The sequence below is a fragment of the Roseicyclus sp. genome (genome assembly GCF_018402035.1).
Classification (GTDB): Bacteria; Pseudomonadota; Alphaproteobacteria; order Rhodobacterales; family Rhodobacteraceae; genus Roseicyclus.
In genome coordinates, this window is sequence record NZ_JAGYJN010000011.1 from 1 (window position 1) to 20114 (window position 20114).

At 62.2% G+C, this 20114-nt stretch carries 20 protein-coding genes; 5 read left to right on the plus strand and 15 right to left on the minus strand.

The annotated features are described in order from the left end of the window. Positions 1-123 precede the first annotated feature (123 nt). From KG698_RS13045 to KG698_RS13065, 5 genes are all read right to left on the minus strand, one after another. Positions 124-663, minus strand: coding sequence for a hypothetical protein (locus KG698_RS13045; protein ID WP_213686007.1), 540 nt, complete (start codon positions 661-663; stop codon positions 124-126). Positions 664-738: 75 nt separating this feature from the next. Next, positions 739-2184: an aldehyde dehydrogenase family protein gene (locus tag KG698_RS13050; protein ID WP_213686008.1), complete on the minus strand. Its 1446-nt coding sequence runs from the start codon at positions 2182-2184 to the stop codon at positions 739-741. After that, positions 2181-3758 carry an ABC transporter ATP-binding protein gene (locus KG698_RS13055; RefSeq protein ID WP_213686009.1) on the minus strand — a complete coding sequence of 526 codons (1578 nt, stop codon included), beginning with the start codon at positions 3756-3758 and terminating at the stop codon, positions 2181-2183. Before KG698_RS13055 ends, KG698_RS13050 begins: the two co-directional genes overlap by 4 nt. A 58-nt stretch (positions 3759-3816) precedes the next feature. After that, positions 3817-4641, minus strand: a complete 825-nt coding sequence (locus KG698_RS13060) for an ABC transporter permease (RefSeq protein ID WP_213686010.1) — start codon at positions 4639-4641, stop codon at positions 3817-3819. Next, complete coding sequence (locus KG698_RS13065; protein WP_213686011.1) at positions 4638-5579, minus strand: ABC transporter permease; 942 nt, start codon at positions 5577-5579, stop codon at positions 4638-4640. Before KG698_RS13065 ends, KG698_RS13060 begins: the two co-directional genes overlap by 4 nt. Before the next feature lie 170 nt (positions 5580-5749). On the opposite strand from KG698_RS13065, the gene KG698_RS13070 reads away from it, so the two are divergent. The 3 genes from KG698_RS13070 (at position 5750) to deoD (ending at position 8823) form a co-directional block, all read left to right on the plus strand. Then, complete coding sequence (locus KG698_RS13070; protein ID WP_213686012.1) at positions 5750-7717, plus strand: protein meaA; 1968 nt, start codon at positions 5750-5752, stop codon at positions 7715-7717. A 100-nt stretch (positions 7718-7817) separates the two neighbouring features. Next, on the plus strand, positions 7818-8114 hold the full coding sequence (locus KG698_RS13075) for an H-NS histone family protein (RefSeq protein ID WP_300983972.1): 297 nt from the start codon (positions 7818-7820) through the stop codon (positions 8112-8114). A 4-nt stretch (positions 8115-8118) separates the two neighbouring features. Then, complete coding sequence (gene deoD / locus KG698_RS13080) at positions 8119-8823, plus strand: purine-nucleoside phosphorylase (RefSeq protein ID WP_213686014.1); 705 nt, start codon at positions 8119-8121, stop codon at positions 8821-8823. Between the two features lie 77 nt (positions 8824-8900). Here the strand turns inward: deoD and KG698_RS13085 are convergent, their stop codons facing one another. From KG698_RS13085 to KG698_RS13130, 10 genes are all read right to left on the minus strand, one after another. Next, complete coding sequence (locus tag KG698_RS13085; RefSeq protein ID WP_213686015.1) at positions 8901-9701, minus strand: purine-nucleoside phosphorylase; 801 nt, start codon at positions 9699-9701, stop codon at positions 8901-8903. Next, positions 9685-10662: an ABC transporter permease gene (locus tag KG698_RS13090; protein ID WP_213686016.1), complete on the minus strand. Its 978-nt coding sequence runs from the start codon at positions 10660-10662 to the stop codon at positions 9685-9687. The genes KG698_RS13085 and KG698_RS13090 overlap by 17 nt, the downstream gene beginning before the upstream one ends. Positions 10663-10666: 4 nt before the next feature. Further along, positions 10667-11785 (minus strand): ABC transporter permease, encoded by a 1119-nt coding sequence (locus KG698_RS13095; RefSeq protein ID WP_213686017.1) that lies wholly within the window; start codon positions 11783-11785, stop codon positions 10667-10669. Next, positions 11785-13317 carry an ABC transporter ATP-binding protein gene (locus KG698_RS13100; RefSeq protein WP_213686018.1) on the minus strand — a complete coding sequence of 511 codons (1533 nt, stop codon included), beginning with the start codon at positions 13315-13317 and terminating at the stop codon, positions 11785-11787. The genes KG698_RS13095 and KG698_RS13100 overlap by 1 nt, the downstream gene beginning before the upstream one ends. A gap of 90 nt (positions 13318-13407) precedes the next feature. Continuing rightward, the gene (locus KG698_RS13105; protein WP_213686019.1) at positions 13408-14406 is read right to left on the minus strand and encodes a BMP family ABC transporter substrate-binding protein; all 999 of its coding nucleotides are present in this window, start codon (positions 14404-14406) and stop codon (positions 13408-13410) included. Between the two features lie 190 nt (positions 14407-14596). Continuing rightward, entirely contained in the window at positions 14597-15019 is a 423-nt protein-coding gene (locus tag KG698_RS13110; protein ID WP_300983978.1) for a GNAT family N-acetyltransferase, read from the minus strand. Further along, positions 15016-15678 (minus strand): tRNA (adenosine(37)-N6)-threonylcarbamoyltransferase complex dimerization subunit type 1 TsaB, encoded by a 663-nt coding sequence (tsaB, locus tag KG698_RS13115; RefSeq protein ID WP_213686020.1) that lies wholly within the window; start codon positions 15676-15678, stop codon positions 15016-15018. The genes KG698_RS13110 and tsaB overlap by 4 nt, the downstream gene beginning before the upstream one ends. Then, positions 15678-16241, minus strand: coding sequence for a NifU family protein (locus tag KG698_RS13120; RefSeq protein ID WP_213686021.1), 564 nt, complete (start codon positions 16239-16241; stop codon positions 15678-15680). Before KG698_RS13120 ends, tsaB begins: the two co-directional genes overlap by 1 nt. 250 nt (positions 16242-16491) lie before the next feature. Continuing rightward, positions 16492-16947, minus strand: a complete 456-nt coding sequence (locus KG698_RS13125) for a universal stress protein (RefSeq protein WP_213686022.1) — start codon at positions 16945-16947, stop codon at positions 16492-16494. Positions 16948-17055: 108 nt separating this feature from the next. Further along, the gene (locus KG698_RS13130) at positions 17056-17544 is read right to left on the minus strand and encodes a VOC family protein (RefSeq protein ID WP_213686023.1); all 489 of its coding nucleotides are present in this window, start codon (positions 17542-17544) and stop codon (positions 17056-17058) included. Between the two features lie 352 nt (positions 17545-17896). Between KG698_RS13130 and KG698_RS13135 the strand changes: the two genes are divergently transcribed. Both KG698_RS13135 and KG698_RS13140 read left to right on the plus strand, forming a co-directional pair. Further along, positions 17897-19066, plus strand: a complete 1170-nt coding sequence (locus KG698_RS13135) for a type III PLP-dependent enzyme (RefSeq protein WP_213686024.1) — start codon at positions 17897-17899, stop codon at positions 19064-19066. Positions 19067-19185: 119 nt separating this feature from the next. Beyond that, positions 19186-20112 (plus strand): sulfite exporter TauE/SafE family protein, encoded by a 927-nt coding sequence (locus KG698_RS13140; protein WP_213686025.1) that lies wholly within the window; start codon positions 19186-19188, stop codon positions 20110-20112. The last annotated feature ends 2 nt before the right edge of the window (positions 20113-20114 follow it).

The following is a 20114-nucleotide window of genomic DNA, read 5'->3' on the forward strand; positions in this document are numbered from 1 at the left end:
CCCACGGCGGTTTGCAGGGCGAACATCGCATCGGACACCGCCTCGATATAGGCTGCGACATTCATATGCCCGAGGATATCGCAATCGCGTGGCCCAACGGGGCGGCGCAGCGTCTCCATCGCGTCAGCCCGCCCGGCGCAGGTCAAGCCCGCGCGCGCGCCGGATCGGCCAAAAGGCCACAAGCGCGCCCAAAGCCCCCGCGATGTAAGCGGCCTCATGCATGACACCCGCGCGCAGGAAATCGGAACGATCCACACCTTCGGGCGGGGTCAGGGACGCATCAAGCAGGCCCGTGGCATCGGCGATCAGCCCGCCGATCAGCCCGGCGAAGGCCGCCATTGTCGCGAGCATGATCACAAGCCCGATCGCACCGATCCCGGCGGCCAGATAGCTTTGCGCATTCGGCACGCTCAACAGCCCATAGGCAAAGGCTGGCAAAGCCACGGCCGCACCCATCCACCAGCTTGCCTGCACCCCCACCCATGCCGCGCCAAGCCGGGGCGACATCTCGGGCGGGATGGCGAATTGGGGGAATTTCAAGCTGTGAAAATAGTCGGGGCCGACCGTGTAGCTGAGTTGATTATGCAGCGCGCCAAAGATCGCCGCAGCACAGGCCGCCAGCGCGATCAAGAGAAAGAAGGTGGGGAATTTACCAAGCTTCATCATCGCTCCAGCGCTGGGGTTGGGGCAAGCCTAGCGGGCGGGCGGCAAGCCGTCCATGCCCAACCCGCGCGCCGCTCACCCATGCAGGGCCGCCACGGTTTTCAGGCCCGTCATGGCATAAAGCGCCTCGAACCCCTTTTCGCGCCCATGACCCGAGAGGCCCGTGCCGCCGAATGGCAATTCGACGCCACCCGCCGCGCCGTAATTGTTCAAAAACACCTGTCCCGCGCGCAAGGCTTTGGCCAGCCGCATTTGCCGCCCCCCATCGCGCGACCAGACCGAGGCGACCAGCCCATAGGCCGTGCCATTGGCGATGCGGATGGCGTCGGCCTCATCCACGAAGGGCAAGATGATCTGGACAGGGCCAAAAATCTCTTCTTGTGCAAGAACATGGTCGGGGCCGGGGCCTGCGATCAGGGCGGGGGAGATGTAATGGCCGCCCTCGGGCAGGTCGGGGGCAAGCTGGCCGCGCGCGATGATATGGGCGGGGTCGGCCATTGCCAGATACCGTTCCACGATGCCCTTTTGCCGGGCCGAAATCAGCGGCCCAACCCGCAGATCGGCGGTGGCGGGGCCAACGCTTAGCCCGCGATAGGCCGCGGCCATTCTGTCGCAGACTTCCGCGTAAATGGATTGTTCGACAAGAATGCGGGAAGAGGCCGAACAGGTCTGGCCCGCGTTCTGAATACCCGCATTGACCAGATAGGGCAGGGCCGCATCCAGATCGGCATCGGCAAAGACCAGTTGCGGGGATTTGCCGCCCAATTCCAGCGTCACGGGCACGACGTTTTCGGCTGCTGCCGCTTGCACCTTACGACCCGTCGCGACAGAGCCGGTGAAGGAGATATGGCGGATGCCCGGATGGGCGGTCAGCGCGGCACCCGCCTCGGCCCCCAAGCCCGGCACGACGTTCAAAGCACCCGGCGGCAGCCCCGCTTGGCGGGCCAGATCGGCAAAGGCGAGTGCGGTCAAGCACGCCTCTTCCGCGGGTTTCAGAACACAGGCGTTGCCAGCCGCAAGTGCGGCACCGACCGAGCGGCCGATGATCTGCATCGGGTAGTTCCACGGCACGATATGGCCCGTGACGCCATGGGGTTCGCGCAAGGTATAGACGGTAAAGCCGTTTTGGAACGGGATCGTCTCGCCCATCAGCTTGTCGGCCGCACCTGCGTAGAATTCGCAATAGCGCGCCATAGCGATCACATCATTGCGGGCTTGCGTCAGCGGCTTGCCGACATCGGCGGCCTCCATCGCGGTGAGAGGGTCAATGTGGTCTAGGATAAGCTGGCCCAGCCGCGCCAAGATACGGCCGCGCGCAAAGGCGGGCAGCGCGCCCCATTCGCCCGCCATTGCGGTTTCAGCAGCGGTCACGGCCGCGTCGATATCGGCACGGGTGCCACGCGCGATGCGGGCAATCTCTGCCCCTGTCGAGGGGTTGATCACTGGCAGGGTATCGCCACAGGCCGGGGCGCGCCATGCGCCGCCGATGAAAACAAGCGATGGGTCGAACCAAGGTGTCATGCGATAGCTCTTTCCAGATCGGGAAGCCGTGGAGCGGCTGAGATGAGTTGGCGTGTATAGGGGTGCTGGGGCGCGTCGAACACGGTCGCAGTTAGGCCTTGTTCCACAATCTGGCCTGCCTGCATCACCAAAACGCGGTCGGTGATGGCGCGCACGACTGTCAGATCATGCGAGATGAACAGGTAAGAAAGCCCCAATTCGCCCTGCAATGCGGCCAGCAGATCAAGGATGCGCGCGCGTACCGAGACATCGAGCGCCGAGACCGCCTCATCCAGCACCAAGATCTTGGGCCGGGTGATCAGCGCGCGGGCAATGGCGATGCGCTGGCGCTGGCCGCCCGAAAACGCGTGGGGGTATTTCATCATGTCGTCGGGTGACAGGCCCACGGCGCTCAGCGCCTCGGCCACGCGGTCGCGTCGCGCGCTGGCTTGGGGTGGATTGGCCAGCAGGTGAAAGGGCTCGGCCACGATCTTTTCAACGCGCCAGCGGGGGTTGAAGCTGCCGTAAGGGTCTTGAAACACGACCTGAATCCCCGCCCTGAGCGCTGCGGGCATTTGGGGTAGGATGGATTTGCCAAAGATCTGGATATCGCCGCTTTGGACCGGGTCGAGCCCAAGGATCGCGCGGGTCAGCGTGGATTTCCCACAGCCGCTTTCGCCCACAAGGCCAAGGCTTTCACCCTTGTGCAGCGTGAAGCTGACATCATTGACCGCGGCTATTTCTGGTTCACGGCTTAGGCCGCGCCGGGGGGCGGGATAGCTGCGAACAACATTCTCGACGCGCAAAAGCGGCTCTGGCGTTGGGCGGATCGCGCGGTTGGGCCGATGCGATGAGGCGGCGAAAAGCGCGGCGGTGTAGGGGTGGCGGCGTTCGGCCAAAACATGGGCAGTTGGCCCCATCTCGACGATCTGGCCAGATTGCATCACGCCGATCCGCTTGGCCATATCGGCCACCACGGCAAGGTCATGGGTGATGAGCAAAAGCGACAAACCCTCATCGGTCACCAATGATTTGAGCAGATCGAGGATCTGCGCCTGTGTCGTGACATCAAGCGCTGTCGTCGGCTCATCAGCGATCAACAGCCTTGGGTTCAGCGCGATGGCCGCCGCGATGCAGACGCGCTGGCGTTGGCCGCCCGAAAGCTCATGGGGGTAGCGGTCGCGCGCGATCTGCGACAGGCCCACGCGGTCAAGCCTGTCGCGCGCGATGCGCTGCGCGTCGGCCCGGTTGGCCTTGCCGTGGATCATCAGTGTCTCGGCCACCTGATCGCCGATGGTTTTCACCGGGTTGAGCGCTGTCATGGGTTCTTGAAAGATCATCCCGATCCGGTTGCCCCGGATGGCGCAAAGCTGTGCTTCGCTTTGGGTCAAGAGATCGACGCCATCAAGGCGTATGGTACCCGTGGTGCGCGCGCCTTGCGGCAAAAGCCCCATGATGGCAAGTGCGGTCATGGATTTGCCCGACCCGCTTTCGCCGACCAGGCCCATGATCTCGCCCGGTGCGATATCGAGCGAGACATCGCGCAAGATCGGTGAGCCGTGGATATCAAGCGAGAGGTGGTCAATCGCGATCATGACGCGCCCCCGAATTTTCGTACGAAAATTCGCATCATGTGATTTTTCGTACGAAAAATCATGACCGCCCCCGGCGCAATCTTGGGTCGAGCAGATCGCGCAGCCCGTCGCCCATCAGGTTCAGACCCAAAACCATCAGCACGATGGCCAGACCCGGCAGCACGGCCAGCATCGGATGGGTATAGATCATCGTCTGTGCCTCAGCCAGCATCCGGCCCCAGCTTGGGATGGGCGGCTGCGCGCCAAGGCCCACATAGCTCAGTGCTGCCTCTGCCAAGATACCGAGCGAGAATTGGATCGTCGCCTGCACGATCAGCAGGTTCATGATATTGGGCAAGATATGTTCGCCGCTGATGCGGATCTTGCCTTTTCCCGCTGTGCGTGCGGCCAAGATATAATCGAGCGTCCATAAGGGAAGCGCTGCGCCACGCGCGACACGGGCAAAGACGGGGATATTGAAAATGCCGATGGCAAGGATCGCATTGCTGGCCGATGGCCCGTAGCGTGCGGTGATCAAAATGGCGATGACAAGGCTGGGGAAGGCAAAGATCAGGTCATTGCCGCGCATAATGACCTCGTCGAGCAGACCGCCCCGATTGGCGGCAGCGGCAAGGCCGAGCGGCACGCCAAGCGCCACGCCGATGCCCACCGCGATGACGGCCACGGCGATGGATGTCTGGGCGCCCACCATCAACATCGACAGCAGATCGCGCCCAAGCTGGTCGGTTCCCAATAGATGTGTGGCCGAGGGCGGTTGCAGCCGTGTCGCGATAGAGATGCCATCAACGGGATGGGGCACCCAAACCAGCGAGATGAGGGCGGCGATCAAGAACACTCCCGAAAGGGTCGCGCCGATCCAAAGGGCGGTGGGAAGGCGGCTCATCTGCGGCGCAGCCTTGGGTCGACCAGCGCATAGGCCAGATCGACCAGAAAGGTCACGAGGATCACCGCGAAAACCAAGAGCATGGTGACCGATTCCACCACGATCAGGTCGCGCTGGGTGATGCCTTGAAAGATCAAACGCCCAAGACCGGGAAGAAAGAAGACATTCTCGATGATGATCGCCCCCGCGATGAGGAAAGAGAATTGCAGCCCGATGATCGTGAGCGCCGGGATCAGCGCATTGCGCAGCGCGTGGCGGCGGATGGTTTGCGCGCGTGTCAGCCCCTTGGCGCGCGCGGTGCGGATGTAGTCTTGATCAAGCGTGTCCAGAAGCGCCGAGCGCATGACGCGCGCAAGGATCGCGGCCTGCGGCAGGGCAAGGGCGATTGCTGGCAGCGTCAGCGCCTTGAGCGCGGCGGCGGGGTCGGACCAGCCGGGAAAACCACCCGCCGAAAACCAGCGCAGATTGACCGCAAAGACCAGCACCAAGAGCATCGCGAACCAGAAATTCGGCACCGCGATGCCAAGCTGGGTCGCCCCCATGATCCCGTGATCGGCCCAAGTGGCGCGCTGCGCGGCGGCGATGATGCCGATGGGAAAGGCGATCAGGGTGGACAGCGTCAGCGCATAGATCGCCAAGGGAAGCGAGACCCAGATCCGGTCGGCCACCAGATCGGCCACCGGCACCCGGTAGGTGTAGGAAACACCGAAATCGCCCGTGAGCATGCCGCCGACCCAAGCGAGATAGCGCGTCAGTGGCCCTTGATCGAGGCCAAGCTCGGCCCGGAGTGCGGCGAGGTTCTCGGGCGTTGCGTTCAGCCCCATCATGTAGCTGGCCGGATCGCCGGGGATCACCTCGATCAGTGCAAAGATCACGACGCTCGCCAAGATCAGGCTGAGCCCGAGAGAAAAAGCGCGGGTGAGGATGTAGCGCAGCATGGGGTGAGGCTAGCGTGCCGCGCGCAAGGGGGCCAGAGGGGAGTTTACCCCCGTATTGGACGACGGATCTTGGTGTTTTGCCGCGATGCAGCGAATTGACAAGGTCATAATGTTTTCAATATACCCGTCTTGACGTAATCTTATTGCTGAATGTACGACAGGAGCCACTTATGACAGCCCGCACGCGCGATAATCCTTGGCTCATTCGCACCTATGCTGGCCATTCGACGGCCAAAGCATCGAACGCGCTATACCGGGGCAATCTGGCCAAGGGGCAGACCGGGCTGTCGGTGGCCTTCGATCTGCCGACGCAGACAGGTTATGACAGCGACCATGTGCTGGCGCGCGGCGAGGTGGGCAAGGTTGGCGTGCCGATCTGTCACTTGGGCGATATGGCGACATTGTTCGACCAAATCCCGCTTGAACAGATGAATACTTCGATGACGATCAACGCCACGGCCCCTTGGCTTTTGGCGCTTTATATCGCGGTGGCAGAGCAGCAAGGTGCCGATATCGCGCAGTTGCAAGGCACGGTGCAAAACGATCTCATCAAGGAGTATCTCAGCCGCGGGACCTATATCTGCCCGCCCAAGCCCAGCCTCGCGATGATCGCGGATGTGGCGGAGTACTGCTATAGTAACGTGCCGAAATGGAACCCGATGAATGTGTGTTCCTATCATTTGCAAGAGGCCGGTGCCACGCCAGAGCAGGAACTGGCCTTTGCGCTTGCGACGGCGATCTCGGTTCTTGATGAATTGCGTCCGCGCGTGCCAGAGGATGATTTCCCGGTGCTTGTCGGGCGTATCTCGTTTTTCGTGAATGCGGGCATCCGCTTTGTCACCGAGATGTGCAAGATGCGCGCTTTTGTCGATCTTTGGGATGAGATTTGCGAGACCCGCTATGGCGTCAGCGATCCGAAATACCGCCGTTTTCGCTATGGGGTTCAGGTCAATTCCCTCGGCCTGACCGAGCAGCAGCCGGAAAACAACGTCTATCGCATCTTGATCGAGATGCTGGCCGTGACATTGTCGAAAAAGGCGCGCGCGCGCGCCGTGCAATTGCCCGCGTGGAACGAGGCGCTGGGCCTGCCGCGGCCTTGGGACCAGCAATGGTCAATGCGGATGCAGCAGATCATGGCCTATGAGACGGATCTTTTGGAATTCGACGATTTGTTCGATGGCAATCCGGCGGTTGATGCCAAGGTCGCAGAGTTGAAGGACGGCGCGCGCGCGGAATTGGCCAATCTCGACGCGATGGGCGGTGCGATTGCCGCGATTGATTATATGAAGGCGCGCTTGGTCGATTCCAACGCCGACCGGGTGAACCGGATCGAGCGGGGCGAGACGGTCGTGGTGGGCGTGAATAAATACACCGCTTCTGAGCCCTCGCCGCTCTTGGGGGCGGATGGCGGGATCATGGTCGTCGATCCGGCGGTCGAACAAGATCAGATCATGCGTCTAGAGGCGTGGCGCGCGGGCCGCGATGCGAGGGCGGTCAAGGCAGCACTCGCTGATCTGCGTGCCGCCGCAAGCGCGGGGCGCAATGTGATGCAAGCATCCATCGCGGCGGCCAAGGCGGGGGTGACCACGGGCGAATGGGCGGGTGTCATGCGCGCGGTCCATGGGGAGTATCGCGGGCCGACTGGCGTGTCGGCATCTGTGTCAAACAAGACCGAAGGCTTGGATGAGATCCGTGCCGCCGTCGATGCGGTTAGTGATCGGCTGGGGCGGCGGCTGAAGTTTCTGGTGGGCAAGCCCGGGCTTGATGGCCATTCCAACGGTGCTGAGCAAATCGCCTTTCGTGCGCGCGATTGCGGGATGGATATCACCTATGACGGTATCCGGCTGACGCCCGAGGAGATCATCGCCACAGCCCGCGCGCAGGGCGCGCATGTGATCGGCCTATCCATTCTATCGGGTAGTCATGTGCCGCTGATCGCCGATGTGATGGCGCGTTTGCGCGCCGCAGGCTTGGGTCATATCCCCGTGATGGTGGGCGGGATCATTCCCGATGAAGATGCTGAAAAACTGAAATCTTTTGGCGTGGCCCGGGTCTATACGCCCAAGGATTTCGAATTGAATAACATCATGATGGATGTGGTTTCTTTGGCCGATCCAAAGGAATTTGCCGCTCAATAATCACGCTGGTGATACACTTGCGTTTTAAAAAACGATACGGCATATCTGGCGAAGTGTAATTTTGCCGAAAGGGCTGATAATGGTAAAGTCTATCGACGATATGAGTCTCACGGAGCTGCAGGCTTATCATAAAGAAGTCGAAGCCGCGATTAAGGGTTACGAGAAAAAGAAGCGGACCGAAGCGCTAGCCGCCGTGCGCGCGACCGCGAAAGAGCATGGTTTCACGCTCGAAGAATTGATCGGTGGCAAGGCGCCGGGCAAAGTTACGGCCAAGGGTGTTGCGAAATACGCCAACCCTGCCGATAGCACACAGACATGGTCGGGCCGTGGGCGTCAGCCTGCTTGGATCAAAGAGGCACTCGCGGCGGGCAAATCGCTCGACACGATGGCGATCTGAGCCAATGACGGTCCATATCGGCGCAAAGCCCGGTGAGATCGCTGAAACGATCTTGATGCCGGGTGATCCTCTGCGCGCCGAATGGGCCGCCAAAACATTTCTCGACACTCCCGTTTGCGTCAACCAGCTGCGCGGTATGTTGGGCTATACTGGAACGTGGCGCGGTCATCGCGTCACGATCCATGGATCAGGCATGGGCATGCCCAGCCTGTCGATTTATGCCAATGAATTGATCCGTAATTACGGGGCCAAAACATTGATCCGCATTGGATCGGCAGGGGCGATGCAGGCCCATATCGGATTGCGCGATATTGTTTTGGCGATGGGATGTTCATCGCTCTCGACGCCATCGCGCGGGATTTTTCGAGAAATGCAATTCGCGCCTTGCGCGGATTATGGCCTATTGACGGCCGCCCATCGCGCGGCTTTGGCGCGCGGCGTGCCGACCCATGTCGGCGGTATTTATTCCTCGGATGTGTTTTACGATGAGCGCGACGATCTGAACGCGCAATTAATGCGCCACGGGGTATTGGCCGTCGAGATGGAGGCGGCCGAGCTTTATACGCTGGCCGCGCGCTACGGGGTGCGGGCGCTGGCGGTGCTGACGATTTCCGATCACCTGATCACCAAGGAAGAATTGCCGTCAGCGGACCGCCAATCGAGTTTCGGCGATATGGTCGAGATCGCGCTGGAAGCCGCTTTCGCCTGACGGGGCCGAAAAACGCGCGTTTTCGGCCGGGAAATCTCGAGATTTCCCATGCGGAAAACCCAGGTTTTCCGCCCCCTTCAGCCGCGCAGCATGCGCCGGATGATCCGTTCCAGCTTGGCCGCGCCCAAGGGTGCCATGGCCTTGGTGTGTTCATGGCTGATCTGTTCATCCGACAGCCCCGCCGCCTTGTTTGTGATGGTCGAAATCGCCGCCACGCGCAGCCCAAGGAAGCGGGCCAAGATCACCTCTGGCACGGTCGACATGCCCACCGCATCGGCCCCCAAGATACGGATCGCCCGGATCTCGGCCGGTGTCTCGAACGAGGGGCCGGAATACCACGCATAGACCCCTTCCATCAGCGGGATATCTTCGGCCAATGCCGCAGCTTTGAGTGCCGCGCGCAGATCGGGGTCATGGGCCTGTGTCATCGGGACGAAACGCGCATCGGTTTTCTCACCGATCAGCGGGTTCAGGCCAGAGAAATTGATATGGTCGGACAAAAGCATCAGATCGCCCGGATCAAGATCTGGGTGCATCGACCCCGCAGCATTGGTCAAGATCAACCGTTCGCCGCCCAGCGCCTTCAGCACCTCGAGCGGCAGGCGCATCGCGTCACCGCGCCCGCTTTCATAGTAATGCGCGCGTCCGCCAAAGATGGCGACGCGGGTGCCCTCTAGTTCGCCGATGACCAGCTTGGGGTTGTGCCCTGACACGCCCGCATGGGGAAATCCGGGCAAATCGGCGTAATCGATCGCCACACCATCGACCTGATCGGCGATATGGCCAAGGCCAGAGCCAAGCACCATGCCGTATGCGGGCGGCTCAGCGCCCGCGCGGTCACGGATAAGGCGTGCGAGATCTTCAGCGTTCTTTGACATAGGGCTCCCCCCCGGCGCGCGGCGGTATGGCCTTGCCAACAAGACCCGCCAGCACGATGACGACCAGAATATAGGGCAGGGCTTGCATGAACTGCACCGGCACGATGAACTCGCCCAATTGGATGTTTTGATAGCGATTGCCGACCGCGTCGAAGAACCCGAACAGGAGACAGGCCGAGAGCGCATACCAAGGCCGCCATTTGGCAAAGATCAGGGCGGCAAGCGCAATAAAACCGCGCCCGGCGCTCATATCCTTGACGAAGCCTGATGACAGCGCGGTCGACAGATACGCCCCCGCGATCCCGCACAAGACGCCCGCGATCAGCACAGCGGCAAAGCGCAGCCCCACGACCGAAACCCCGGCGGTATCGACCGCCGCCGGGTTTTCACCAACCGCCCGCAGTCGCAGGCCAAAGCGCGTGCGGTAAAGCACCCACCATGTCAGCGGCACGCAGGCCAGCGCCAGATAGACAAGGATCGAATGGCCGGAGATAAGTTCGGAATAGGTCTGCCCCAGCGGCCCTTGCTGGGCGATGTCGCGGATGCGGGTTGCCGCCCCCGGCAATTCGATATTGGCAAAGCGCGCATCGGATGAAAGCTGTGGGGTGCGGCCCCCTTGGGCGAACCATGTCTGGGCGATCACGACGGCCAGACCAGCGGCCAAGAAATTGATTGCGACGCCCGAGATGAGCTGGTTGCCCCGAAAGGTGATCGAGGCCAGCCCATGCAAAAGCGCCAGCACCATCGAGGCGGCGATCCCGGCCAATAGCCCCACCCAGACCGAGCCGGACGTATAGGCGATGGCGGCGGCGAAAAACGCCGCGACCAACATCTTGCCCTCAAGCCCGATATCGAAAATCCCCGCCCGTTCCGACCAAAGCCCGGCGAGGCAGGCCAACAAAAGCGGCGTGGCCAGCCGGACGGTCGAGTCGAGGATTTGCAGGATGGTCAGGAAATCCATTGCCTCATGCCTCCGGGGTGGGGCGCGCGGCGTGATCGCGGCGGCGCTTGAGCGCGAGGAAAAGTTTTTGCACCGGCATCCGCACCATGTTGTCGAGCGCGCCTGTGAACAAGATCACCAGCGCCTGGATGACCACGATCATCTCGCGGCTGATGGCGGGCATCTCGAACTGCAACTCGGCTCCGCCTTGGTAAAGCGCGCCGAACAAGAGCGCGGCCAGAACCACGCCCACCGGGTGCGAGCGGCCCATAAGTGCCACGGCGATACCCACGAACCCGGCCCCTTCGGTGAAATCGAGGACCAAGCGCTCGGCCTCGCCCATCACGACATTGATCGCCATCATGCCCGCGAGCGCGCCCGAGATCAGCATGGTGATCATGATGATCTTGAAGGGGTTGATGCCCGCATAGACCGCTGCCGTCTCGGATTGGCCAAAGGCACGGATTTCATAGCCCAGCCTTGTGCGCCAGATCAGAAGCCAGACCAGCACGCAGGCGATCAACGCCAGAAAGATCGAGATGTTGAGCGGGGTGGTCGCGCTGAAGCCCAAAAAGCCCGCAAAATCACCGCCACCGGGTAGGTGGGTGTTTTCCGCAAAGCGGGCGCTTTCCGGCGACATGGAACCTTCGACGCGGAAGACATTGACCAGCAGATAAACAAGCAGCGCCGAGGCGATGTAATTGAACATGATCGTTGTGATTACGATATGGCTGCCACGCTTGGCTTGCAGATAGGCGGGCAGGGCCGCCCAAGCGGCCGCAAAGAGCATCGCAAAGCCCATCGCGGCGGCCAAGGCCAGCGACCAATGCGGCCAGTCCACGGCCAGCAAGATCACCGCGACGCCCAGACCGCCAAGGGCGGCTTGCCCCTCGCCCCCGATGTTGAAGAGCCGCGCGTGAAAGGCCACGGCCACGGCCAGCCCGGTAAAGATGAAATTCGTCGCATAATAGAGCGTGTAACCCCAGCCATAGGCCGAGCCGAATGCGCCGCGCACCATGATCTGCATCGCGCGAAGCGGGCTTTCACCGATGATCGCGACGACGAGCCCCGACACCAAGAGGGCAAGCACCACGCTGATCAGCGGGATCAAGACGACATCGGCCCATTTCGGCATCTTGTCCATCAGGCCGCCCCCTCGGTCACGCCGGCCATCAAAAGGCCAAGCGCGTTTTGATCGGTGTCTTGCGGCAGGCGCTCGCCCATGATCTGGCCGTCAAACATCACGGCGATCCGGTCGGATAGGCCCATGATCTCGTCCAACTCCACGCTGACGAGCAAGATCGCCTTACCTTGATCGCGCAGGGCGATGATCTGTTTGTGAATGAATTCAATCGCGCCGATATCGACGCCGCGGGTGGGTTGGCCCACCAACAGCAGATCGGGGGCGCGGTCCATCTCGCGGGCGACGACGATTTTCTGCTGGTTGCCGCCCGAGAAATTGCGCGCAGGCAGGCGCGGGTTGGGCGGGCGCACATCATAGCGCGCCATCTTATCGGCGCAATCGGCGCGGATGGCTGTGTTGTCCATCAAGGGGCCGGAATTGTATTTCGGATCGCGATGATAGCCGAAGGCCACGTTTTCCCACGCCTCGAAGGCCATGATCAGCCCCTCGGTCTGGCGATCCTCGGGCACATGGCCGATGCCTTGCGCGCGGCGGGCCTGACCGTTGGCGTCTGGGCCGGTGACGGGCAAAGGCGCGCCAAACAAGCTGACGCTGCCACCCGTGGCGGCCATCATGCCGCCCAGCACCTCCAACAACTCGGTCTGGCCATTGCCCGCGACACCGGCGATGCCGAAAATCTCACCGCGCCGGATGTCGAATGACACGCCCTTGAGCCGCGCGACACCGCCATGCGTGACGCGCAGATCGCGGACGGACAGCACCACCTCGCCGGGTTGGGCTTGGGTTTTATCGACCTGCAACAGCACCTTGCGGCCCACCATCATCTCGGCCAGTTCAGCGGGCGAGGTATCGGCGGTTTTGACGGTATTCGTCATCTCGCCGCGCCGCATCACGCTGACGGTGTCGGTGATCTCCATGATCTCGCGCAGCTTGTGGGTGATCAAGATGATGGTCTTGCCCTCGGCGCGCAGCCGTTCGAGGATGCGGAACAGCTGATCGGCCTCGGCGGGGGTCAACACGCCGGTGGGCTCATCAAGGATCAAGATATCGGCATGGCGATAGAGCTGCTTGAGGATCTCGACACGCTGCTGATGGCCGACGGACAAATCCTCGATGATCGCATCGGGATCGACTTTCAGCCCATATTCCTTGGATAATTCGGTCAAAAGCCTGCGCGCCTTGGCGATGGAGGGGCGCAAAAGCGCGCCATCCTCGGCCCCCAAGATGACATTCTCAAGCACGGTGAAATTCTCGACCAGTTTGAAATGCTGGTGCACCATGCCGATGCCCGCGCGGATCGCGGCTTGGCTGTCGGGAATGGCGGTGGCTTTGCCATTGATGAAAATCTCGCCAGCATCGGCTTTGTAGAAGCCATAGAGGATCGACATCAGCGTGGATTTGCCCGCGCCGTTTTCGCCCACGATCCCGTGGATCGTGCCGCGCGCGACGGACATCGCGATATCCTTGTTGGCCTGCACGGGGCCGAAGGCTTTGGATATGCCCCTGAGTTCGATGGCTGGCGCGTCGGTCATCTGATCGCATATCCCCCGGATGCATCCGATGTGGAACGGGCCGCGGTGTTCATCGCACCACGGCCCGCGCCGGTATCACTTCACCAAGGATTACTGCATCTGCACGGGGCAGGTGCCGTCATCGGTGAAATTATGCACCTTGATCTCGCCCGCGATGATCGCCGCGCGCGCGGTATCGACGGCGGCCTGCATCTCGGCGGTGATCAATTCGGCGTTGTTCTCGTCGAGCGCATAGCCCACACCCTCTTCGGCCAAGCCGAAGACATGGATGCCGGTTGCCACTTCGGCGCCGGTGGTGAAGGCGTCATGCACGGCCACATCGACGCGCTTGAGCATCGAGGTCAGGACCGAACCGGGGTGCAGGTAGTTTTGGTTGCTGTCCACACCGATGGAGAAGATCCCTTCGTCGGTGGCCACTTGCAGCACGCCAAGCCCGGTGCCGCCCGCCGCGGCAAAGACCACATCCGAGCCTTGGGCGATCTGGCCACGGGTCAATTCACCACCGCGCACCGGGTCGTTCCACGCCGAGGGGGTGGTGCCGGTCATGTTCGCGATGACCTTGATGTCGCCGTTCACGGCCGCCGCGCCCTGCGCATAGCCGCAAGCAAAGCGCGAGATCAGCGGGATATCCATGCCGCCCACAAAGCTGACCGTGCCGGTTTCCGACGCCATCGCGGCCAACATGCCGACAAGGTAAGAGCCTTCATGCTCCGAGAAGATGACCGAGCGCACATTAGGTGCATCGACCACACCGTCGATGATCACGAAGGTCGTGTCGGGATAATCGGGTGCCACGACCGACAAGGGGGTTGCTTGGCTAAAGCCCGCCATGACAATCGGGTTTGCGCCCGCTTCGGCCAGACGGCGCATCGCCTGTTCGCGCTGCGCATCCGAGGTCAGCTCGATCTCGCGGTAGGTGCCGCCGGTTTCCGAGGCCCAAAGCTCTGCCCCGTTGAAGGCCGCTTCGTTGAACGAGCGGTCGAACTTGCCGCCAAGGTCGAAAATGATCGCCGGCCCATCGGCCAGCGCGCCTGTGGCGGTCATGGCAAGTGCAGCAGCAGCGCCCATCAGCGTTGTTTTCATCGTCATGATCTTACTCCCGATTGGACCGGATCGCGGCACATGCGTGGTGTCGCGCATCGCGAATGTTTCTAAGGATTATACAACATCCCCTCCGCGATTAAGCGCGTAGCCGGGCGACGCGGTCAACTCGATTCTGTCAAAAACCGTGCAGGGTGAAACTGCCCTTGGGTCAATTTTTTATAGGAATGCCGCGTTTTTAGGCGCTGAGATCACAGCCAAGTGTGATGGCATCAACCGCAGGCCCGCCGGGGCGCTGGTAATAGCCGCGCCGCTGGCCGGTTTGGGTGAATTGCATTGAGCGATAAAGCGCCAAAGCCGCGTGGTTGTCGGCGGCCACCTCTAGAAACAGGCGCGTGGCCCCCGCGATGCGCGCTTGCGCCATGACGTCGGCCAAAAGCGCGCGCCCATGCCCCTTGCCTTGTGCAGTGGGGGTGATGGCGATGGTCAAAAGCTCTGCCTCGGGGGGGATGATCTGCACCAAGGCAAAACCATCTTGCCCAAGGGTCACGGCACGGATCAGCGGATGGGCCAGCATCGCGGCGATCTCGACCTCGGGCCAAATCTGGCCGTGGCCTGCAAAGGCCGTGGCATGGATCTCGGCCATGCGGGCGGGCGTCATGCGGGCAACATCACCGGCCCGCGCTCGCGCGCAGCTGCCGCATCGGGGGGGCGCAAATAGAGCGGCGCAGGGCGCGGTAGGGCGGGATCGTTCCAGCGCTGGGCTGCGATCCGCGCGATCGCCTCGGCCAAGGGCAGGGCCGGGGGCAGAACATGCAGACCCGCGATCATGCTTTGCGCCACGGCCACACCCGACCCGGTGATCGCGCGCGCCCCGATGCAAGCGGCCAGATCGCCGGGTGACAGCAACAGCGGCGCATGCGCGGCGGTGGCGTCGAAATTCTGCACATAGACCGCGTCGCGCCGCGCATCCTCGATCACGCACAGCGGGCGGGGCAAGGCATGGGCCAGCGCCTCAAGCGTGCTGACGCCGACGGCTGGAATGCCCAGTGCCAAGGCCAAGCCGCGCGCGGCAGAGACAGAAATGCGGATGCCGGTGAAATTGCCGGGGCCCACGCCGACCCCGATCGCGTCGAGATCTGAAAGTGCTGCACCAGCCATGGCCAACACCTCGGCGACCAGCGGCATCAATCGTTCGGCCTGCCCCTTGGCCATCGGCTCATGGGCATGGGCCAAAAGCTTGTCGCCCGACAACAAAGCGGCCGCGCAATGCGCGGCCGATGTGTCGAAAGCCAAGATCAGGGGCGCAGAGGTTGTCATCATACGTTGACGGGGCGCACCTCGAGCACCTCGGGGATGTAATGGCGCAAAAGGTTCTCGATCCCCATTTTCAAGGTCAGCGTCGATGACGGGCAACCGGCGCAGGCACCTTGCATATGCAGGTATACCACGCCGCGATCAAAGCCGTGAAAGGTGATATCGCCGCCATCTTGGGCCACGGCGGGGCGCACGCGGGTATCGAGCAGTGATTTGATCTGGATGACGATATCGGCATCCTCGCCGCTATGCTCGGCATGGCCGCCGGTGCCGCCGCCCTCGCCCTCCATCACCGGCGCGCCGGATTGGTAATGCTCCATGATCGCACCCAGCAGGGCGGGCTTGATATGCTCCCATGCGGCATCTTCGGCCTTGGTCACGGTCACGAAATCAGTGCCGAAAAACACGCCCGTCACGCCCGCGACGGCAAAGATGCGCGCGGCGAGGGGCGATTTCTCGGCAGCAGCAGCGCTGGGGAAATCCGCCGTGCCCATATCCAGCACCGTCTGGCCGGGCAGGAATTTCAGCGTCGCCGGGTTGGGCGTGGATTCGGTCTGGATAAACATGTGGCGCATTCCTTATCGCTTTGCTCAGATATGCGCGCAGACGCGGGCAGAGTCAAGTTTTGGAACCGTTCTAAACTTTTTGTGCGCCCGCCAGGATCGTCGCCATCGCAGATCCGACCCTTGGTCATCCCTTGGATGATGGCCAATTCCCGCAAGATCCCCTTCTTCGTTTCAAAAATATCCCGGGGGGGTCCGGGGGGGCTGGCCCCCCCCGGCGGGTCGGCGCGCCAAGGGCGCGGCGACATCCCCCTCAGGTGATCTGTTCCAACTGTTCCTTGCTCAGTTCCACCGGCACGATGGTGATGGGCACGGGCAAGGTGCCCGATTGCTTGACCATCGCGGTCACCAGCGGCCCCGGCCCCGATTTGCCCGTCGCCGCACCCAGCACCAGCACCCCGATCTCGGGGGTGCCACGGATATGGGCGAGGATCTCGGCCACTGGCTCACCCTCGCGGATCACCAGCGAGGGATCGATCCCCTGCTTGTCGCGCATCCATTTGGCAAAGACGTTGAAATGCGCCTCGATCCGCTCACGGGCCTCGGCGCGCATCACCTCGGCCACGCCGATCCAGTGATTGAACGCGTCGGGGGGAATCACCGACAAGATCTCTACCCCGCCTTGGGTATTGGCGGCGCGCATGGCGGCAAAGCGCATCGCGTTGAGGCATTCGCGGGTGTCGTCGAGCACCACGAGGAATTTGCGCATCGGATCTTCCCTGTTTCGGCGGCCCAGCATGACGCGCGCGGCGCGGGCTGTCCACAGGATTGGAAAGATGCGGGTCAGCTCGGCATGCGCATGCCAGCCTTGCGCCGTTCAGACCAAGGCCAAAAGCGCCGCGATATCCAAGCGCGCATTGCCCATTGCCAATTGCCCGGTGCTGTCGCGCGGCCAATCCTGCGGCGCGCGGTCGCAATAAATCTCGATCCCATTGCCGTCGGGATCGCTGAAATAGATCGCCTCCGACACGCCATGATCGGCCGCCCCCTCTAATCGGACACCAGCATCAAGCGCGCGGCGCACTGCGCGCGCCAAAGCGGCGCGATCAGGGAAAAGAAACGCCGTGTGATAGAGCCCCGTCGCATCGGGCGCAGGGCGCGGGCCATGCGCGCTGTGCCATGTGTTCAGCCCCAGGTGGTGGTGGTAGCCGTCAAACGACAAAAACGCCGCCTCTGTGCCAAAATATTGTTGTACTTCAAGACCGAGCGCCGCTTCGTAAAAGGCTACGGATCGTGCAAGATCGGCAACTTTCAGATGCACATGCCCAATGCGGGCACCGCTGGCTGTTTGCGATTCGGGTTGCATGGCACAGCGCCTTTCACTTGGGTGAACAGGTCGTCATTATCGCGCAGCTTGGTGGGGCTGTCTTCCCCTGCGGATGCACCGATGCTGTGCAGCGGGGCAGGGTGGGCCTGTCTCTTTTGCCTATACCAAACCCCATTTTAACCCCGCGCCGTAAAAACCGGGAGCGTCACAAAAATTTTGCTTGCATCAACAGGGAAACGGCCTCATATGCCCGCCGCAAGACGCCAACGCACGCGCCTCTGTCACGGGTGGTACTCCGGCTTGCCGGCATAACCATCGCAGTTACGTAGCGACGGTAACGTCTCCCTTGGAATGTTGTGGGGCCACGGCCCCCTGTCTGTCGGAGATGACCATGAACGCTACGAATGCCGATTTCTCGGCCTCCTTTCCTATTGCCTCTGCACGCCTCGAATCCTTCATCGCCGAGAACCATTTCGCGCGTCCCACGCTGGTGATCGAGATCGACCGCGTTGACACGCAATACCGTGCGCTTGCCGCCGGTCTTGGCCCGGCTGCGATCCATTACGCGGTCAAGGCAAACCCCGCGCCCGAGATCATCGAGCGGCTGGTTGCGCTCGGCTCCAAGTTCGATGCGGCCTCGCGCGGCGAGATCGAATTGTGCCTGCGCCATGGCGCGCATCCCGACACGATTTCCTATGGCAACACGATCAAGCGCGTGGCCGATATCGCCTATGCGCATCAGATGGGCATCACGCTGTTTGCAGCCGACGCCGCCGAAGAGATCGAGAAAATCGCCGCCCATGCACCGGGTGCCGAGGTCTATATCCGCCTGTTGGTCGAGGCGTCCGGCGCCGATTGGCCGCTGACGCGCAAGTTTGGCACCACCCGCGACACGGCGCTGGCCTTGATGGCACAGGCGCGTGATCTGGGCCTGCGCCCTGTTGGGTTGAGCTTCCATGTCGGTTCGCAAACCCGCGATCCGCTGATGTGGGGCGACACGCTGGCACAAATCGCGGCTGTTTGGGATGCGGCGGTTGCGGCAGGGTTCGATCTGGACCTGCTCAACATCGGTGGTGGTTTCCCGGCCTTTTACGGCGAGGCGATCCCTCACCCGACCGCCTATGCTGCGGCCGTGATGGACCAAGTCACCGCGCATTTCCCCGCAGGTATCCGCATCATGGCGGAACCCGGTCGCGGCATGGTGGCCGAGGCAGGCATGATCGCGGCCGAAGTGCTGCTGGTTGCGCGCAAATCCGAGGATGACATCCATCGCTGGGTCTATCTGGACATCGGCAAGTTCTCGGGTCTGGCCGAAACCATGGACGAGGCGATCCGCTACCAGTTCGTCACCCCCCATGATGGCGAGGCCACCGGCCCCTGCATCTTGGCGGGACCGTCTTGCGACAGCGCCGATGTGCTTTACGAAAAGCGCCCCGTCGCGCTGCCCTTGGCCTTGAAATCGGGCGATAAGGTGATCATCCGCAATTGCGGTGCCTATACCTCGTCCTATGCCTCGGTCGGCTTCAACGGCTTCCCGCCGCTTGATGTGATGGTGATCTGACCGCGCGCGGCGCGCTTGCTGTTCCGATCCGTCGCAGGGGGCGGTTCATCTCACGTCTGGCCTTGGCGCGCATCGCGCGCTAAGGCTGGCGCGAACATCGGGCAATTGGCCGTAACGTGATGCAAATCTACCTCCCCATCGCCGAAGTCAGCGTGAACGCGTTCTTGCTGCTTGGGTTGGGTGGGATCGTTGGTGTTTTGTCGGGCATGTTCGGCGTAGGTGGCGGGTTCTTGATGACGCCGCTGTTGTTTTTTATCGGCATTCCGCCCGCCGTCGCCGTCGCGACCGAGGCCAACCAGATCGTCGCTTCGTCGTTTTCGGGGGTGCTCGCCCATCTCAAGCGAAAGACCGTCGACCTGCGCATGGGCACGGTGCTGTTGATCGGCGGCTTGGTCGGTGCGGCGGTCGGTGTGCAGATTTTTGCCGCGCTGACGGCCATCGGTCAGGTCGATCTTTTGGTCAAGCTCTGCTATGTCGTCTTCCTTGGCATCATTGGCGGGCTGATGTTTTTCGAAAGCCTGCGCGCGATCCGGCGCGCGCGCCGCCCAGCGGGCAGCGTGCCGCTACCGCGCAGGCATCGCGGCTGGATTCACGCGCTGCCATTCAAGATGCGGTTTCGGACCTCGGGGCTTTATATCTCGGTCATTCCGCCGCTTGTTGTTGGGGTTTTTGTTGGCGTCTTGGCCGCGATCATGGGTGTCGGCGGCGGCTTCATCATGGTGCCCGCGATGATCTATCTTTTGGGGATGCCCACCAAGGTGGTGGTCGGCACCTCGCTGTTTCAGATTATTTTCGTGACTGGCTTTGCCACGTTGATGCATGCCACGACCAATTACACCGTCGATATGGTGCTGGCCGTCTTGTTGCTGGTGGGCGGTGTGATCGGCGCGCAGATTGGTGCGGCCATCGGTGTCAAACTCAAGGCCGAGCAGCTGCGCATCTTGCTGTCGATCATGGTCTTGCTGGTCTGCGGCAAGCTTGCCTTTGATCTGTTGGTCACGCCCGATGAGCTTTACGTCATCGGTTTCGACGGGGCAGGGCATTGAGG

What these genes read in the sequence shown, in the direction of transcription:
- KG698_RS13045 (WP_213686007.1), bottom strand. Translation starts at nt 663, where the DNA reads ATGAAGCTTGGTAAATTCCCCACCTTCTTTCTCTTGATCGCGCTGGCG.
- KG698_RS13050 (WP_213686008.1), bottom strand. Translation starts at nt 2,184, where the DNA reads ATGACACCTTGGTTCGACCCATCGCTTGTTTTCATCGGCGGCGCATGG.
- KG698_RS13055 (WP_213686009.1), bottom strand. Translation starts at nt 3,758, where the DNA reads ATGATCGCGATTGACCACCTCTCGCTTGATATCCACGGCTCACCGATC.
- KG698_RS13060 (WP_213686010.1), bottom strand. Translation starts at nt 4,641, where the DNA reads ATGAGCCGCCTTCCCACCGCCCTTTGGATCGGCGCGACCCTTTCGGGA.
- KG698_RS13065 (WP_213686011.1), bottom strand. Translation starts at nt 5,579, where the DNA reads ATGCTGCGCTACATCCTCACCCGCGCTTTTTCTCTCGGGCTCAGCCTG.
- KG698_RS13070 (WP_213686012.1), top strand. Translation starts at nt 5,750, where the DNA reads ATGACAGCCCGCACGCGCGATAATCCTTGGCTCATTCGCACCTATGCT.
- KG698_RS13075 (WP_300983972.1), top strand. Translation starts at nt 7,818, where the DNA reads ATGAGTCTCACGGAGCTGCAGGCTTATCATAAAGAAGTCGAAGCCGCG.
- deoD (WP_213686014.1), top strand. Translation starts at nt 8,119, where the DNA reads ATGACGGTCCATATCGGCGCAAAGCCCGGTGAGATCGCTGAAACGATC.
- KG698_RS13085 (WP_213686015.1), bottom strand. Translation starts at nt 9,701, where the DNA reads ATGTCAAAGAACGCTGAAGATCTCGCACGCCTTATCCGTGACCGCGCG.
- KG698_RS13090 (WP_213686016.1), bottom strand. Translation starts at nt 10,662, where the DNA reads ATGGATTTCCTGACCATCCTGCAAATCCTCGACTCGACCGTCCGGCTG.
- KG698_RS13095 (WP_213686017.1), bottom strand. Translation starts at nt 11,785, where the DNA reads ATGGACAAGATGCCGAAATGGGCCGATGTCGTCTTGATCCCGCTGATC.
- KG698_RS13100 (WP_213686018.1), bottom strand. Translation starts at nt 13,317, where the DNA reads ATGACCGACGCGCCAGCCATCGAACTCAGGGGCATATCCAAAGCCTTC.
- KG698_RS13105 (WP_213686019.1), bottom strand. Translation starts at nt 14,406, where the DNA reads ATGACGATGAAAACAACGCTGATGGGCGCTGCTGCTGCACTTGCCATG.
- KG698_RS13110 (WP_300983978.1), bottom strand. Translation starts at nt 15,019, where the DNA reads ATGACGCCCGCCCGCATGGCCGAGATCCATGCCACGGCCTTTGCAGGC.
- tsaB (WP_213686020.1), bottom strand. Translation starts at nt 15,678, where the DNA reads ATGACAACCTCTGCGCCCCTGATCTTGGCTTTCGACACATCGGCCGCG.
- KG698_RS13120 (WP_213686021.1), bottom strand. Translation starts at nt 16,241, where the DNA reads ATGTTTATCCAGACCGAATCCACGCCCAACCCGGCGACGCTGAAATTC.
- KG698_RS13125 (WP_213686022.1), bottom strand. Translation starts at nt 16,947, where the DNA reads ATGCGCAAATTCCTCGTGGTGCTCGACGACACCCGCGAATGCCTCAAC.
- KG698_RS13130 (WP_213686023.1), bottom strand. Translation starts at nt 17,544, where the DNA reads ATGCAACCCGAATCGCAAACAGCCAGCGGTGCCCGCATTGGGCATGTG.
- KG698_RS13135 (WP_213686024.1), top strand. Translation starts at nt 17,897, where the DNA reads ATGAACGCTACGAATGCCGATTTCTCGGCCTCCTTTCCTATTGCCTCT.
- KG698_RS13140 (WP_213686025.1), top strand. Translation starts at nt 19,186, where the DNA reads ATGCAAATCTACCTCCCCATCGCCGAAGTCAGCGTGAACGCGTTCTTG.